Origin of the sequence: Sideroxyarcus emersonii (assembly GCF_021654335.1) — a bacterium.
Taxonomy (GTDB): domain Bacteria; phylum Pseudomonadota; class Gammaproteobacteria; order Burkholderiales; family Gallionellaceae; genus Sideroxyarcus; species Sideroxyarcus emersonii.
This window is the reverse complement of the sequence record NZ_AP023423.1, coordinates 216,273-232,682: the sequence shown is the minus strand read 5'-3', so window position 1 is coordinate 232,682 and position 16,410 is coordinate 216,273. Positions and strand designations below refer to the sequence as shown.

The window sequence follows — 16,410 nt, the reverse complement described above, 5'->3', positions numbered from 1 at the left end:
ACCCCGACGCTAATGCTGCAGGGGATGTGCACCGGAATCCTCCACCGGCGTGAGTCCCTGCACTGTGATCGCAGTCTCCGTCGGCAGCGCCAGCATATTGAACGAAGCGACGTTACCGTAGATGTTCTCGCTCTTTCCGGCGAAGTTCCCGGGATTGAACAGGGGCGGAATGTGCCACCACAGCTTGTATCCCGCCGCCCACAACCATTCGATCAGCGCCTTTGACTGCTCGACACGGTCGTTCTCCAGATATATCGCGGGCCGGCAGCGTGCGATGGTTTTTGTCGCCCCTTCCAGCACTTTCTGCTCGAAGCCCTCGACATCGATCTTGATCAGTCCGACATCGAAATTGCCCGGAACCAGGTCATCCAGAGGCACCGAACGGACCCGCTGGCTGCCGCTGCCGTCTTCGCGCATGGACACGCCACCGGAGTTGTTCTCGCGCGAATAATCCGGCGCTTCGAACGTGAGCCAGCCGGGCGCATCGCCGCACGCGGCATTCTCTGACACCACGTTGAACAGCCCGTTGAGCGCGAGGTTGGCACACATGTTCTGGAACACCACCGGCTGCGGCTCCACTGCCAGCAAGCGCCTGCCCATGCCGGCCAGCTTGCGTGCCATCGACACGGTATGCGTGCCGATGTTGGCGCCCACCTCGACCGCATCCTTGCCGTCCTGCATCAGCTGCTCCAGGAATTTCCACTCGATCTCGCCGTATTCCCCATACAGGATCACCGCCCGCCCGAGGTACACATCATGCGGGCTGACCAGGAAGCGGCCATGCCTGGCGTCGACCAGTTGGTAGGGATTGGCGCTCGCCGCAGGCGGGACCTGTTGCATTGCGGCGGATGCGGTGCGCTGCGCCATTTCGTGCTGCAGTGCATCCAGATTGGCCTGTGCGCCAGTGCAAACCGGGTCGATCTGCAATGCCCGGCGAAAGCTGGCCGCAGCTTCTTCCAGTCGGCCCAACCCATGCAGTACGGCCCCCAGGTTGTTGTGTGCATCCGCATAAGCCGGATCGATTTTCAGCGCCTGCCGGTAGCTGGCTTCGGCTTCTTCCAGCCGCCCCATGTCCTGCATGCCGACGCCCAGGTTGTAGTGCACCTCGACGTCGCCCGGCGTCAGCAGGGCTGCCTTTTGCATCGGCGCCAGCGCGTCCTCGCTGCGTCCCATCTGCTTGTACACGGCGCCCAGCGCCTTCCAGCCAAATCCGTATTGCGGGTATCCTGCCGTCATCGCGCGCGCGCGGTCGGCCGCCTCCACAAGGCGCCCCTGACCGAACAGCGCGACCAGCGCATCGATCTCCTGAGGCGCCGGTTTCTCCTGGTGCTGCTGGCGTTTCTCCATCGTCATGTTGTGGCCTCCTGTCTCTTGCAGCGCATATCTGGATCGCAGTTCCCTCCCGACATTGGTGATCACCGCAGGCCAGTCGCCAGCGGCAGGTTGCCTGAACAAAGTCGCCGACGGATACCATGGACTATCGTTCCGATCCAGCATCCAGCGGTAATCGGGAGCGAACGGCAGCAGTATCCAGACCGGCTTGCCCATCGCACCGGCAAGATGTGCCACCGCGGTGTCCACCGTGATGACCAGATCCATCTGCTGCAGCAGCGCAGCAGTTTCGGAGAAGTCGCCCAGTTCATCCTGGTGCAGATGGATCTGCCCGAAGGCGGCCAGTGCAGTTTCATCGTGCCGCCGGACTTCGCTTTGCAGCGCATGGAATTCCAGCGGCAAGCCCAGCAAAGGTTCCAGTTGTTGCAGCGGGATGCTGCGGTTGCGATCGTTCTTGTGCGTGGCACTGCCCGACCATACCAGCCCGACCCGGGGTTGTGCGGCATCGCCCAGCCGCCGTCGCCACGCCAGCTGCTTGCCCGCATCGGCATGCAGGTAAGGCACGGTGGCAGGAATGTTCGCGAGCGTGGTTTTGAATGCCAGCGGCAGGCTCATGACAGGACAGTGCAGATCGAAAGGCGGCAGCGGCTGCCCTTTTTCGACGATGGTGCAGCCTCCTTCCAGCGTCGCCAGCAGCGCAACCAGCGGAGCATGCACCTCCAGCACAACGCGCGCTCCCAGCGCCGCCGCCATCGGCGCATAGCGGCAGAACTGGACGACATCCCCCAGCCCTTGTTCTGCATGGATCAGCAGGGTCTTGCCGGAAACCGGCTGTTCGCCCAGCCAGAGCGGCTGCGCAAAATCCCTTGCCTGATCCTTCTGGCAATCCTTCCAGCGCCATTCATACAAGCGCCAACCTGCGGCGAAGTCGCCGGTCAGAATCTTGAGCAGCGCCTTGTTCCAATACGCAGCCGCATGATCCGGTTTCAGCGCGATGGCACGGTCAAGACTTTCCAGCGCCTCATCCAGCCGCCACAAGTCTTGCAAGACGACGCCGCGATTGCTGTATGCCTCGGCGTAGTCGGGTTTCAGCGCAACGGCACGATCATAGCTGTCCAGTGCAGCCAGGTTCTCGTCGAGGCACAGCAGCGTGGCGCCGCGATTGTAATAGGCGACCGCATCGTCCGGCCTCAGGGCGACAGCCTTGTCGTAGCTCTCCAGTGCGGTTCGATACTGCTTGAGTTGATGCAATACGATGCCGCGGTTGAAATGCGCCAGGGCATGACCGGGATTGCACCTGGTCGCCTGCTCGAAGCTTTCCGCCGCCTCCTGCCACAGGCCCTGCTCCTTGAGCGCAGTCCCCAGGTTGTTGTATGCCTCGGCGTAGCCCGGTTTCAGCGCGATCGCCTTTCGATAGCTGGCAACCGCCTCATCCAGCTTTCCCTGCTCATACAGCGCTGTGCCCAGGCTGTATTGCGTGTCTGCCAGCCCCGGATCGATCCGGAGTGCGGCACGATAACTGGCCGCCGCTTCGGCCAGTTTTCCCTGCGTCTGCAAAACGTCCGCCAGATTGTGGTACGCCTTGGCATAGTCAGGCTTGCGCGAAATGGCCTTGCGATAGCTGGTGATCGCCTCATCCAGCTTGCCCATTTCTTTCAAGGCATTGGCCATGTTGTAGTGCGCTTGGGCAAAGTCCGGCGCCATCTTGAGCACGTCGCCGAACAATTCGACAGCCGTATCGTACTTCCCGGCCTGCGAGGCGATCACTCCCAGCATATGCAGCACATCCGGCTGCCCGGGCTCAACCCTGAGTATCTGCCGGCAGACCATTTCTGCTTCGCCCAGCCTGCCCGCCTGAAAATGTTCCATTGCGGCCTGGAAAGATTCGGCGACCGCAGCCGCTGCGGCCGGCTGGCCGGACACAGCGGACTTGTCTCGTTCCAGGCAGCATTGCTTGTATTTCTTGCCGCTGCCGCAGGGGCATGGGTCGTTACGGCTGATTTTTGCAGTAGTCATCAGGGATTTATGGCAACAAAAGAGCGTTCCATTCAACTATACGATCCAGCCGTATCGCTGCTTCTGCCGAACAGACGGGCAATTTCATGCCAATTGACCGGAATGAAAGCCGCATCGTGCAGCAACGTCGCCGCATGAGTCTCCGTCAAAAAAATGCCAAGGCAGTTGTTCCCTCGGATGCGGCTACTCCTCCAGCAGGCTGCGCAGCATCCACGCGTTTTTTTCATGTACCTCCATGCGCGCTGAAAGCAGGTCCACCGTCGGCTGGTCGCCCGCTTTCTCGGCGATGGGCAGCACTTCGCGCGCAGTGCGCACCACCGCTTCCTGCCCGGCGACGAGTTGCCTGATCATCTCTTTGGCATTGGGCACTCCGCTGCCTTCCTTGATGCTGGTCAGCGCGGCAAATTCCTTGTAGCTGCCCGGGGCAGGATAGCCCAGCGAGCGGATGCGCTCGGCCACCAGATCCACCGCATTCCAGGTCTCGGTGTACTGGGTCATGAACATCAGGTGCAGGGTCTGGAACATCGGGCCGGTGACGTTCCAGTGGTAGTTGTGCGTCTTCAGGTACAGCGTGTAGGTATCGGCCAGCATGCGCGCCAGGCCGTCGGCGACTTTCTTGCGGTCCTTCTCGGCGATACCGATGTTGATGGATGGGGTCTTGCTCATGATCGCTCTCCTTGTCTGGTTAACTTAAAGAATGATGCCGTGATGCAACCTGTTCTCCGCAACGGAAATGTTATCACCCTTGTCCCGGAACAATGGCCAGTTTCGCCATCTCGTTGCGTTCCGCGGCATATTCGCCGGTCAGCGCGAATCCGCCGATGCGCCCCGCGGCATCCATGAAGGCCATCTTCACCCCGTTGCCGTTTGCCAGCGTGCACCATTCGCCTGCGGCGTCGCGCGCGACGGGCAGCACGGCAACGGGGTGGGCCGGGGTCTTGACCACCACCGGCATGACGGGAAATGCCGCCGGCGTCTCATCCCCGGCCAGCGTCTTTGCCAAGGCGCGGGCGGCATGCATGATCGGCAGCACGAATGGCAGCACGCGGCCGTCGATCTCGGCGCAATCGCCCAGCGCGTAGATGTCGCGTTCGCTGCTGCGCAGTTTCGCATCCACCACGATGCCGCGGTTCACCGCCAGCCCGGCTGCTTTGGCCAGCCCGGTGCGCGGACGCAGGCCGACCGCCGAGAGCACCAGGCCGGTTTGCAGGCGCGAACCGTCGGACAGGGTCAGCGCATAACCTGCTGGCGCTGCGTCCACCCTGCTCACCGATACGCCGAAGCGCCAATCCACACCCAGCGCGGCAAACGGCTGCACTAGCTGCGTTCCCGCCAGCTCCGGCATCAGGCTGGCGAGCGGATAAGCGCCGGGATCGATGACGCTGACGGCAACGCCGGCAGCGGCCAGATCGTTGGCGAACTCACAGCCGATCAGGCCGCCTCCCATGATGGCGATGTGCTTCACGCCCTGCATGGCGGCACGGAAACGCGCGTAGTCGGCGATGTCGTTCACCGACAGCACTGCATCGGCGGCATCGCCCTGCAGCGGGATGCGGATCGGATCGGCGCCCGCTGCCAGCACGAGGCGGTCGTAGGCCAGCACGCCATGGCTGGTGTGCAGGCGCTTGTTCGTCGCGTCGATCGCGTTCACTTCGCAGCGGCTGCGCAATTGGATGCCAAGCTGTCTGGCCATCTGCGCAGCCGGCGTCTGCACCAGCCCGGTCGCATCCTTGCGCTGGGCATAGGCGTTCGACAGCATCGGCTTGGAATAGAAATCGCCGTCATCGCGCGACAGCAGCGTGACCGCGATGTCGCCATCCAGTTTGCGCAGTTCGCGCACCACGGTGTATCCCGCCAATCCGCTGCCCAGCACCACGATTGATTCCATTTCATCTCTCCCTTCAGTGGTTGAAAAACCTGGCGAGCGCCGTGCAACGCCGCAGATGACCACTGCAGCAGTTTTGCTGCCCGCTAAATTTCGACCATCTCGAAATCGGCCTTTGCCACCCCGCAGTCCGGGCATGCCCAGTCCGCCGGTATGTCTGCCCATGCCGTGCCGGGTTTGATGCCCTCTTCCGGCAAGCCGGCCTTCTCGTCGTAGATGAATCCGCACACCACACATTGCCATGTCTTCATTTCATTCTCCTTTTCATTCGTGGATATCAAGCCGTGATCTTCGCCAGGACTGCGCGGTACTGGTTGGCATGGCGCTCTTCCACCCTGGCCAGCGCTGCGAATCGCTTGGCCGCCTTTTCCAGTGTCGTCTTGAACAACTCGGCATGCTCTTTCGATTCGGCGATCTGCTGCACGATCTCCGCGCTTGCCGCCGCATCGCCTTCCTGCTGTGCCGTCTTGAGGAAGCCGGGATACATCTCGGTGTACTCGTAGGTCTCGCCTTCGATCGCCATCTGCAGGCAACGCTGGGGACTCATCTCGGCTTTCGGGTAGAGCAGGTCGAGGTGGCCGAGGGCATGCTGCACTTCCTGGTCGGCGGTTTCCTCGAATACCCTTGCCGTTGCCTCGTCGCCTGCCGCGCGCGCGATCCTGGCGAAATAGCGGTACTTGATATGCGCCATCGATTCGCCGGCAAATGCCGCTTCAAGATTGGCCATGGTTTTGATCTCCGGTCGTTTCATGTTGCTCTCCTGTCGGTTGGTTGATGACGTGGCTGCTGCCCACGGACGCAATGTAGGCTTCGCCAGGCCATCAATCCAATTGATTGTTCAAACCCGGTTGATTTATTATGCAAATCATCAAGGAGGGCGTCATGACACTCAACGAACTGCGCTTCATCGTCGCCGTGGCACAGGAGCTGAACTTCCGCCGCGCGGCAGAGAAGTGCTTCATCAGCCAGCCCGCACTGTCGCTGGCGATACAGAAACTGGAAGAAGAGCTGGGCCTGAAGGTGTTCGAACGCGGCAAGAGCGACGTCACACTCACCCCGGTCGGCACGGCCATCGTGGAACAGGCGCAGCGCGTGCTGGAAGAGGCCGAGCGCATCCGCGAGATCGCCGCTCAGGGCAGGAACCAGCTTGCCGCCCCGTTGCGCGTCGGCATCATCCATAGCGTCGGCCCCTACCTGCTGCCCGATCTCATTCCGGCGCTGAAGAAGGTTGCGCCGCAGATGCCGCTGGAAGTGGAAGAGAACATCACCGAGAACCTGGATACGTTGCTCCGCAACGGCAAGCTGGATGTCATCGTGATCGCATTGCCGTTCGGCGATGCGTCCATCCTCACCCATCCCTTATATGACGAACCGTTCGAGGTGGTGGTCAATTCCGACCACCGCTGGGCGGATCGGCGCAGCATCAAGGCGCCCGAGCTGGCGGAGGAAAAAGTGCTGGTGCTGAATTCCGGACACTGTTTCAGCAACCAGGTTGCCGAAGCCTGCCCCGACCTCAGCCGCAAGGGGGCGGAGGTGCAGCAAGGCACTTCGCTGGAAACCATCCGCAACATGGTCGCTTCCGGCCTGGGCATCACCGTGCTGCCCGCCTCGGCCAACAGCACGCGCTATCGCAGCAAATTGCTGCGCGTCATCCCGTTCGCCAAGCCGGCGCCTTCGCGGCGCATCGCGCTGGCATGGCGCAAGAGTTTTTCCCGCACGCAGGCCATCGAGGCGCTGGCGCAGGCTGTCGGTCAGGCCAAAATCACCGGCATCCACCACTTGCCATGATCGGCTGAAGCTCATGGGGGCAAAAAGAGGACAACAAAAAGCCCGCTTGATTGCAAGCGGGCTTTTCGGGAGATTGCGCTGGCTTATTTGGCCAAGCCCAGGACAAACTCGACCAGCTCCTTGATCTGATCCTGCTTCTTGCCGGCCGGATCGTTCGGCGTCATCGCCATGGAACCCCAATTGCCCGAACCGCCCTGGGAAACCTTCATGACCAGGCCGTCGACCAGCGGATATTCCTTGCCCTTGAAGGTATAGCTGGTGGCGCCCTTGTATTTCTTGGCGACATCCATGAAAGCCGGGCCAACCAGCTTCTTGTCCAAGGCGTGGCAAGCGACGCAGTTATTCTTCTTGGCCAGTTCCGGCATGTCGGCCGCCATTGCGCTGCCTGCGACCATCAAACCTGCTACTGTCATGCTAACGATGATAGATTTCATAATTCCCCTGTTGATTAAGTGATTAAGTTGAAGAAAACGAAGGTTATTTACCTTCTCTTATCCACTTTCGTTCGAAGTGGCGATGCATCCCGGATTCTCTTTTGCCTCCAGGCAACGAACCCGAAAAAACAATGTAACAGAACGTCAAGAAGATGTGAAGTATTGGTCAAGCAAATGTAAATTTTCGCTGCGGCCGCGCCGGGCAAACAGCCTGCGCTTTCAACGGGTTCTGCATCAAAGGATATCGTCCCCCTGCCCCGGGCAGGATAGCTGCAACGAGGTTGCCGTATACTTGGCTTTCGGCGATGATGGAAACAGCCTCGATATGATGATCGCCCGCAAATACCTCTACCTGATCGCCCTCGCCCGCGAAAAACATTTCGGCCGCGCCGCGGCTGCCTGCCACATCTCGCCATCGACGCTCTCGGCCGCGATCAGCGATCTTGAAGCAGAGCTGGGCGTCGCCGTGGTCGAGCGCGGCAAGCATTTCACCGGCCTCACTCCCGAAGGACAATGCGTGGTCGACTACGCCCATCGCATGGCCGCAGCAGAGGAAGGCATGCGGCAAGAACTGGACAGGTTGCGCCACGGCCTCAGCGGACATCTGCGGTTGGGGGTGATCCCGACCGCACTGACCGTGGTCGCTTCCCTCACCTCCGCCCTCTCGCGCCGCTACCCACTGGTGACGATCGAGGTGCTGTCGCTTTCCACCAGCGAGATCCTGGCGCGCATGCAGGATTTCGAACTCGATGCCGGCATCGTCTATGTCGAGTCCGGACAGGCAGTGCGCCAGTTGTTGACGGTGCCGTTGTGGAACGAAAGCCATGTGTTGCTGACGCCATCCGGCAGCCCATTCGAAGGTCGCGACAGCGTAACCTGGCTGGAAGCCGTGAAAGTGCCGCTATGCCTGCTCACGCCCGACATGCAGAACCGCAAGACCATCGATGCGGTTTTCGCCGGGCTCGATTGCAAAGTCCTGCCAACCGTGGAAACCAATTCCATCGTCAGCATGCTGGCGCACGTGTGTTCCGGCGCCTGGTCTTCCATCATGCCGCACAGCGTGCTCGACCTGATCGGTATCCCCGAGGGCGTCAGGGTATTGCCACTGGTCGAACCGGCTGTGGCCTGGACTACCGGACTTGTCGTGCCGCAACGGGAACCCCGGCCGCCGATGATCGAAGCCCTGCTGGCAGAAGCGCATTACCTGAACGATTCGTTCGCCAAAGACGAATAGGCCTTCAGTATTTCCCACTTTCATCTGCAGTTTGGTTGTCGTACCTTGAATTCAGGGGAGATAATCCGTACCGCCACAAATCGTACCAACCTGCCCCGCTTCGCTGGTACGAGGGATTCTTTTAATAACAAACGGAGGAGACTACATGGAAAGCGTCATTGCTTCAGCTGCACCGGCGGCGCCCGGCTTTTTAGACAGAGAGCGCACCATCGCCAAACCCGGTTTCAATCGCTGGCTGGTCCCGCCGGCAGCCCTGGCGATCCACCTGTGCATCGGCATGGCCTATGGTTTCTCGGTGTTCTGGTTGCCGCTTTCCAAAGCGATCGGCATCACACAGCCTGTCGTTTGCCCGCAGGACATGAGTTTTTTTGCGCAGGTGTTCGCCACCACCTGCGACTGGAAGATCTCCATGCTGGGCTGGATGTTCACCCTGTTCTTCGTCTTTCTCGGCTTGTCGGCTGCCCTGTGGGGCGGCTGGCTTGAGCACGCAGGTCCGCGCAAGGCCGGCGTCGTGGCAGCCTTCTGCTGGAGCGGCGGCCTGATGATCTCGGCCGTCGGCGTGATCACCCACCAGATCTGGCTGCTCTGGCTGGGCTCCGGCGTCATCGGCGGCATCGGCCTCGGCCTCGGCTATATCTCGCCGGTATCGACCCTGATCAAATGGTTCCCCGACCGGCGCGGCATGGCCACCGGCATGGCGATCATGGGTTTCGGCGGCGGTGCCATGATCGGCGCGCCGCTGGCGGACAAGCTGATGAAGTATTTCGCCACGCCCACCTCGGTCGGCGTGTGGGAGACCTTCGTGGCCCTGGGCGCGATCTATTTCGTGTTCATGATGGCCGGCGCACTCGGCTATCGCGTGCCCGACCACAACTGGAAGCCCGCCGGCTGGCAGCCGCCGGCCGAACCTTCCGGCAAGAGCATGATCACCGACCGCCACGTGCATCTCGATGTGGCCTGGAGGACCCCGCAGTTCTGGCTGATCTGGTCGGTGCTGACGCTGAACGTGACCGCCGGCATCGGCATCATCGGCATGGCTTCGCCGATGCTGCAGGAGGTCTTCGCCGGCAAACTGATCGGCGTCGACCTTGCCTTCAACGACCTCAATCCTGCCCAGAAAGGCCAGATCGCGGCCATCGCCGCCGGCTTCACGGGCCTGCTATCGCTGTTCAACATCGGCGGCCGGTTCTTCTGGGCATCGCTGTCGGACAAGCTCGGGCGCAAGATGACCTATTCGATCTTCTTCCTGCTCGGCTGTGCGCTGTATGCGTCCATCCCGGGGCTGGCTGCGGCGGGTAGCCTGGCGCTGTTCGTCGCCTTCTTCTGCGTCATCCTGTCCATGTACGGCGGCGGTTTCGCCACGGTGCCGGCCTACCTCGCCGACATGTTCGGTACCAAGATGGTCGGCGCCATCCATGGTCGCCTGCTGACTGCCTGGGCGACCGCCGGCGTGCTTGGCCCGGTGCTGGTGAACTACATCCGCGAATATCAGCTCGATCACGGCGTCGCCCGCGCCGACGCTTATTCCATCACCATGTACATCCTCGCCGGCCTGCTGGTGCTGGGTTTCATCTGCAACTGGCTGGTCAAGTCGGTGGCCGAACATCACTACATGACGGAAGCGCAGCTGCAGGAAGAAAACAGGTTGGCCAACGATACCCACCAGCACTTCGCGGAGGACGTCTCGGCGCTGGCCCATGAAGCGAGCCACAGCTGGAAGGTCGCGCTGGCCTGGCTGGCGGTATGGATCCCGCTCGGCTGGGGGATCTGGATGACGCTGCAGAAAGCGGCCGTCCTGTTCAAGTAGCAAACGGCAGCAACGAGCCTGGAACCGGGCTCGCAGCGGGGAGGACGGGACGGTCCTCCCCGGCCGACCAGCCACCGACTGGCATCCGGCTTTAACGTCACTTGAAGAAATCGCTGCGCATCCAACGCTAGCCAGGAATCACCGCCATGAACACCACTTTGAACACCATCTTTGCCAGGCACCAGCATCGGGATGGCGCACTGCTGCCCATCCTGCACGACATCCAGCATGAGCTCGGTTACGTGCCGGACGAGGCGGTACCGCTGATCGCCCGTGCGCTCAACCTCTCGCGCGCCGAGGTGCACGGCGTGATCACTTATTATCACCACTTCCGCCGGACCCCGCCGGACAGACATGTCGTCCACGTGTGCTGTGCCGAAGCCTGCCAGGCGAACGGCAGTGAAGCCCTCGCCAACCACGCGGCGGCGCGCCTGCAACAGGGCGACATCGCCATGGAGCCGGTCTATTGCCTCGGCCTGTGTTCCATCGGCCCCGCCATCCAGATAGACGAGACGACGTTGCACGCGCGCGTCACGCCGGAGAAATTCGATGCGCTGATAGCCGCGCTGGGAGAACAATCATGAGCGTCACCGTTTACGTCCCCGGCGATGCCGCCGCACTGGCGCTCGGCGCCGATGAAGTCGCCGCCGCCATCGCGACGGCAGCCGCACAGCGCGGCCTGAAGCTGCGCATCGTGCGCAACGGCTCGCGCGGACTGTTCTGGCTGGAGCCGCTGGTGGAGGTTGCCACCGCGCAAGGACGCATCGCCTACGGGCCGGTGACGGCAGCCGATGTGCCCGGCCTGTTCGCCGCAGATTTCACCGCCGGCGGCAAACATCGGCTGCGCCTGGGCGACATCGCTGCCGTGCCCTATCTGGCCCGCCAGCAGCGCGTCACCATGCACCGTGTCGGCGTGATCGACCCGCTCTCGCTGTCCGATTACCGCGCGCACGGTGGCGGCAAGGGGCTCGAGATCGCGCGCAGCCTGGCGCCCGCCGAGATCGTGCGCATGGTCACCGATTCCGGCCTGCGCGGCCGCGGCGGCGCAGCCTTCCCCACCGGCATCAAATGGAAGACCGTGCTCGATACCGCCTCTGCGCAGAAATACATCGTGTGCAATGCCGACGAAGGCGATTCGGGCACCTTCGCCGACCGCATGCTGATGGAAGGCGATCCCTTCTGCCTGATCGAGGGCATGGCGATCGCCGGCCTCGCCGTCGGCGCAGACAAGGGCTACATCTACGTACGCTCCGAATATCCGCATGCCATCGCGGCGCTGAATGCTGCGCTCGACAACGCAGGCGGCTGGCTAGGCGATTTCCGCATCGAGGTGCGCAAGGGTGCCGGCGCCTATGTGTGCGGCGAGGAGACGGCCTTGCTGGAGAGCATCGAGGGCAAGCGCGGCATCGTGCGCAGCAAGCCGCCGCTGCCCGCCATCTCGGGCCTGTTCGGCCGGCCGACGGTAATCAACAACGTCATCACGCTGGCCAGCGTGCCGGACATCCTGGCGCAGGGTGCCGCGTACTATCGCGACTTCGGCGTTGGCCGTTCGCGCGGCACGCTGCCGTTCCAGCTGGCCGGCAACGTCAAGTACGGCGGCCTGATCGAAGTGCCGTTCGGCTGCACCCTGCGCGAACTGCTGTATGACTACGGCGGTGGCTCGCGCTCCGGCCGTCCGTTGCGTGCCGTGCAGGTGGGCGGCCCGCTCGGCGCCTACCTGCCAGAATCCCAGTTCGACACGGTGCTGGACTACGAAGCCTTCGCGGCGGTGGGCGCCGTGCTCGGCCACGGCGGCATCGTTGCCTTCGACGACACGGTGGATATGGCCAGGCAGGCGCGCTACGCCATGAAGTTCTGCGCCATCGAATCGTGCGGCAAATGCACGCCCTGCCGCATCGGCTCCACGCGCGGCGTCGAGGTCATCGACCGCATCCGCGCCGGGGCGACCGAACAGATCCCGCTGCTGCGCGACCTGTGCGACACCATGACTGCGGGCTCGCTGTGCGCGATGGGCGGCATGACACCGTACCCGGTACTGTCCGCACTCAATCATTTCCCGGAGGACTTCCAATGAACGACATCGATTACGGCACCCCTGCGGTCGTCGCCGACCGCAACGTCACTCTGGACATCGACGGTATCGCGGTTACCGTACCCGCGGGCACCTCGCTGATGCGCGCAGCCGTGCAGGCGGGCGCGATGATCCCCAAACTGTGCGCCACCGACTCGCTGGAGCCGTTCGGCTCCTGCCGCCTGTGCCTGGTGGAGATCGAAGGCCGGCGCGGCTATCCGTCCTCCTGCACCACCCCTGCCGAAGCCGGCATGAAGGTGCGCACGCAATCGGCCAAACTCGCCGAGCTGCGGCGCAACGTGATGGAGCTGTACATCTCCGACCATCCGCTCGACTGCCTCACCTGCGCCGCCAACGGCAACTGCGAACTGCAAACCATGGCCGGCACCGTGGGATTGCGCGAGGTGCGCTACGGCATTGCGGGTACCAACCATTTCACCGATGCGCGGAAGGACGAATCCAACCCCTACTTCACCTACGATCCGGGCAAGTGCATCGTGTGCAACCGCTGCGTACGTGCCTGCGAGGAAACGCAGGGCACGTTCGCGCTGACCATCTCCGGCCGCGGTTTCGAATCGCGCGTGTCGGCCGGACAGAGCGAGGACTTCATGGATTCGGAATGCGTCTCCTGCGGCGCCTGCGTCAATGCCTGCCCGACCGCGACGCTGATGGAAAAGACGGTGATCGCCAAAGGCCAGGGCGAACATTCGGTCACCACGACCTGCGCCTACTGCGGCGTCGGCTGCGGCTTCAAGGCCGAAATGCAGGGCAGCGAGGTTGTGCGCATGGTGCCGTGGAAGGACGGCCGCGCCAACGAGGGCCACGCCTGCGTCAAGGGCCGTTTCGCCTGGGGCTACGCGACACACGCGGACCGCATCACCAAACCGATGATACGCGCGAAGATCAGCGACCCCTGGCGCGAAGTATCGTGGGAGGAGGCGATCGCCCATGCGGCCAGCGAGTTCCGCCGCATCCAGGACAAGCATGGCAGGAATTCCATCGGCGCGCTGGTATCCAGCCGCTGCACCAACGAGGAAGACTACCTGGTGCAGAAGCTGGTGCGCGCCGCCTTCGGCAACAACAACGTGGACACCTGCGCCCGCGTCTGCCACTCGCCCACCGGCTACGGACTCAAGCAGACGCTGGGCGAATCCGCCGGCACGCAGACCTTCAAATCGGTCGAGAAAGCCGACGTCATCATGGTGGTCGGCGCCAACCCGACCGACGGCCACCCGGTGTTCGCCTCGCGCATGAAACGGCGCCTGCGCGCAGGCGCGAAACTCATCGTGCTGGACCCGCGCGAGATCGACCTGGTCAAGTCGCCGCACATCCGCGCCGACCACCACCTGAAGCTCCGGCCGGGCACCAACGTCGCGGTGCTCACCGCACTGGCCCACGTCATCGTCACCGAAGGGCTGTTCAACGAACGCTTCATCGCCGAGCGCTGCGAGAAACAAGCGTTCGCCGACTGGCGCGAGTTCGTCGCCCGCCCGGCTAACTCGCCGGAAGCGCTGGAAGCCGACAGCGGCGTGCCCGCCGCTGAAGTGCGCGCCGCCGCCCGCTTGTACGCCACCGGCGGCAATGCCGCCATCTACTACGGCCTCGGCGTCACCGAACATTCGCAGGGCTCGACCGCGGTGATCGCCATCGCCAACCTCGCCATGGCGACCGGCAACGTCGGGCGCGAAGGCGTGGGCGTGAACCCGCTGCGCGGGCAGAACAACGTGCAGGGTTCCTGCGACATGGGCAGCTTCCCGCACGAACTGCCCGGCTACCGCCATGTCTCCGACACCATCTCGCGCGAACTGTTCGAGCATGCCTGGAACGTCAGCATCCAGCCCGAGCCGGGGCTGCGCATCCCCAACATGTTCGAGGCCGCGCTCGACGGCAGCTTCCGCGCGCTCTACTGCCAGGGCGAGGACCCGGTGCAGTCCGACCCCAACACGCAGCATGTGCAGGCTGCGCTCGCCGCGATGGAATGCGTGGTGGTGCAGGACCTGTTCCTCAACGAGACGGCCAAGTTCGCGCATGTCTTCCTGCCCGGCTCGTCCTTCCTGGAGAAGGACGGCACCTTCACCAATGCCGAACGGCGCATCTCGCGCGTGCGCAAGGTGATGCCGCCGCTGGCCGGCAAGGCCGACTGGGAAGTGACGATGGCGCTTTCGAACGCGCTCGGCTACCCGATGCATTACGAGCACCCGTCGCAGATCATGGACGAGATCGCACGCCTGACGCCGACCTTCGCCGGCGTCAGCTTCGACAAGCTCGACCGACTGGGCAGCCTGCAGTGGCCATGCAACGAGCATAGCCCGGAAGGCACGCCGACCATGCATGTGGACGGTTTCGTGCGCGGCAAGGGCCGCTTCATGATCACCCAATACGTGCCGACCGACGAAAAAGTGACGCGCAAATTCCCCTTGCTGCTGACCACCGGCCGCGTGCTGTCGCAATACAACGTCGGCGCGCAGACGCGCCGTACCGAGAACGTGCGTTTCTACGACGAGGACAAGCTGGAGATTCATCCGCACGATGCGGAAGAACGCGGCATCCGCGAAGGCGACTGGGTCGGCATCCAGTCGCGTGCCGGCGACACGGTATTGCGCGCGAAGGTGACCACACGCGTGCAGCCCGGCGTGGTCTACACCACCTTCCACTTCCCCGAGTCCGGCGCGAATGTCATCACCACCGACAATTCCGACTGGGCCACCAACTGCCCTGAATACAAGGTGACGGCAGTCGAACTGGTGCGCGTCGACCAGCCGTCGGAATGGCAGCTGCGCAACGCCCGCGAAGACAGGAAGCAGAAACGACTGCTGGCCGGGGCTGCCACTGCATGATGCCGCAGCTGCAACTTGCGGTGCAGCGTCCGGGCAGCTCGCCCTGCCTGGATACCGTGGCGGAGGAAGTGCCGGTCGCCTTCGAATACAACGGCATCTCGCACACGGTGATGCTGGCCACGCCCGCCGACCTCGAGGACTTCGCGCTGGGCTTCAGCCTTTCCGAAGGCATCGTCGCGCGGCGCAGCGAGGTGTACGACATCGAGATCGAGGAAGCAGCGGCGGGGATCACCCTGCGCCTGCAGATCGCCAACGGCGCATTCGCCCATTTCAAGGAACGCCGGCGCAGCCTGGCCGGGCGCACCGGCTGCGGCTTGTGCGGCGCGGAGAGCCTGACGCAGGTGATGCGCGATCTGCCGCCCGTGGCGGACGGCGCATCATTCCCGCTCGCCGCACTGCACGAGGGCATGCGCCGATTGCCGGCGCTGCAGGCGCTGCAGCAGACCACCGGTGCGGTCCATGCCGCCTGCCTGGTCGACGGCGACGGCAACATCAGCCACGTGCGCGAGGACATCGGCCGCCACAATGCGCTGGACAAGACGCTCGGCGCATTGGCGCGGACCGATGCGGCAGCCGGGGGTGCGCTGATCATCACCAGCCGCGCCAGCTTCGAGATGGTGCAGAAATCTGCCGCGCTGGGTTACGGCATCCTCGCAGCGGTGTCGGCCCCCACCGCTGCGGCGGTGCGCCTGGCGGACCGGCTCAACCTGACGCTGGTCGGTTTCCTGCGCGGCTCCAGCTGCGCCATCTATACCCATACGCAACGTCTGCAAGGAAGTACGACATGAATCCCGATAACCTGATCAAGATGGCCAACCAGATCGGTGCCTTTTTCGAGGCCATGCCCAACCGCGAACAGGCGGTGAAGGATATCGCCGCCCACATCCAGCGCAACTGGGATCCGCGCATGCGCACCGCGATGCTGCAGCACATCGGCAGCAACGGCGGCACCGGGCTGTCGCCGATGGTACGGGATGCGTTTCAGCTGGTGCAGCAGGCTGGCTGA

14 protein-coding genes are annotated in these 16,410 nt (G+C 63.3%); 8 read left to right on the top strand and 6 right to left on the bottom strand.

The window, feature by feature from the left end; all coding sequences use genetic code 11:
* Positions 1–9: 9 nt before the first annotated feature.
* The 5 genes from L6418_RS01055 to L6418_RS01035 all read right to left on the bottom strand — a co-directional run bounded on the left by L6418_RS01055 (position 10) and on the right by L6418_RS01035 (position 5,984).
* A complete protein-coding gene (locus L6418_RS01055) occupies positions 10–3,348 on the bottom strand; it encodes an FkbM family methyltransferase (protein ID WP_237247637.1) in 3,339 nt (1,112 codons plus the stop codon).
* A 183-nt stretch (positions 3,349–3,531) separates the two neighbouring features.
* Positions 3,532–4,014 (bottom strand): Dps family protein, encoded by a 483-nt coding sequence (locus L6418_RS01050; protein WP_237247636.1) that lies wholly within the window; start codon positions 4,012–4,014, stop codon positions 3,532–3,534.
* Positions 4,015–4,087: 73 nt separating this feature from the next.
* Entirely contained in the window at positions 4,088–5,236 is a 1,149-nt protein-coding gene (locus L6418_RS01045; protein ID WP_237247635.1) for an NAD(P)/FAD-dependent oxidoreductase, read from the bottom strand.
* An 83-nt stretch (positions 5,237–5,319) separates the two neighbouring features.
* Complete coding sequence (locus tag L6418_RS01040) at positions 5,320–5,484, bottom strand: rubredoxin (protein WP_237247634.1); 165 nt, start codon at positions 5,482–5,484, stop codon at positions 5,320–5,322.
* A gap of 26 nt (positions 5,485–5,510) precedes the next feature.
* Positions 5,511–5,984, bottom strand: a complete 474-nt coding sequence (locus L6418_RS01035) for a rubrerythrin family protein (protein ID WP_237247633.1) — start codon at positions 5,982–5,984, stop codon at positions 5,511–5,513.
* Between the two features lie 131 nt (positions 5,985–6,115).
* On the opposite strand from L6418_RS01035, the gene L6418_RS01030 reads away from it, so the two are divergent.
* On the top strand, positions 6,116–7,021 hold the full coding sequence (locus L6418_RS01030) for a hydrogen peroxide-inducible genes activator (RefSeq protein ID WP_237247632.1): 906 nt from the start codon (positions 6,116–6,118) through the stop codon (positions 7,019–7,021).
* 83 nt (positions 7,022–7,104) lie between these two features.
* Here the strand turns inward: L6418_RS01030 and L6418_RS01025 are convergent, their stop codons facing one another.
* Entirely contained in the window at positions 7,105–7,455 is a 351-nt protein-coding gene (locus tag L6418_RS01025) for a c-type cytochrome (protein WP_237247631.1), read from the bottom strand.
* Positions 7,456–7,780: 325 nt separating this feature from the next.
* On the opposite strand from L6418_RS01025, the gene L6418_RS01020 reads away from it, so the two are divergent.
* The 7 genes from L6418_RS01020 (at position 7,781) to L6418_RS00990 (ending at position 16,410) form a co-directional block, all read left to right on the top strand.
* Positions 7,781–8,689 (top strand): LysR family transcriptional regulator, encoded by a 909-nt coding sequence (locus tag L6418_RS01020; RefSeq protein WP_237247630.1) that lies wholly within the window; start codon positions 7,781–7,783, stop codon positions 8,687–8,689.
* 145 nt (positions 8,690–8,834) lie between these two features.
* Positions 8,835–10,496: an OFA family MFS transporter gene (locus L6418_RS01015; protein ID WP_237247629.1), complete on the top strand. Its 1,662-nt coding sequence runs from the start codon at positions 8,835–8,837 to the stop codon at positions 10,494–10,496.
* Positions 10,497–10,642: 146 nt separating this feature from the next.
* Entirely contained in the window at positions 10,643–11,080 is a 438-nt protein-coding gene (locus L6418_RS01010) for an NAD(P)H-dependent oxidoreductase subunit E (protein WP_237247628.1), read from the top strand.
* On the top strand, positions 11,077–12,570 hold the full coding sequence (locus L6418_RS01005; protein ID WP_237247627.1) for an NADH-quinone oxidoreductase subunit NuoF: 1,494 nt from the start codon (positions 11,077–11,079) through the stop codon (positions 12,568–12,570). The genes L6418_RS01010 and L6418_RS01005 overlap by 4 nt, the downstream gene beginning before the upstream one ends.
* Positions 12,567–15,404: a formate dehydrogenase subunit alpha gene (fdhF, locus tag L6418_RS01000; RefSeq protein WP_237247626.1), complete on the top strand. Its 2,838-nt coding sequence runs from the start codon at positions 12,567–12,569 to the stop codon at positions 15,402–15,404. The genes L6418_RS01005 and fdhF overlap by 4 nt, the downstream gene beginning before the upstream one ends.
* The gene (fdhD, locus tag L6418_RS00995; RefSeq protein WP_237247625.1) at positions 15,401–16,192 is read left to right on the top strand and encodes a formate dehydrogenase accessory sulfurtransferase FdhD; all 792 of its coding nucleotides are present in this window, start codon (positions 15,401–15,403) and stop codon (positions 16,190–16,192) included. The genes fdhF and fdhD overlap by 4 nt, the downstream gene beginning before the upstream one ends.
* A complete protein-coding gene (locus tag L6418_RS00990) occupies positions 16,189–16,410 on the top strand; it encodes a formate dehydrogenase subunit delta (protein ID WP_237247624.1) in 222 nt (73 codons plus the stop codon). Before fdhD ends, L6418_RS00990 begins: the two co-directional genes overlap by 4 nt.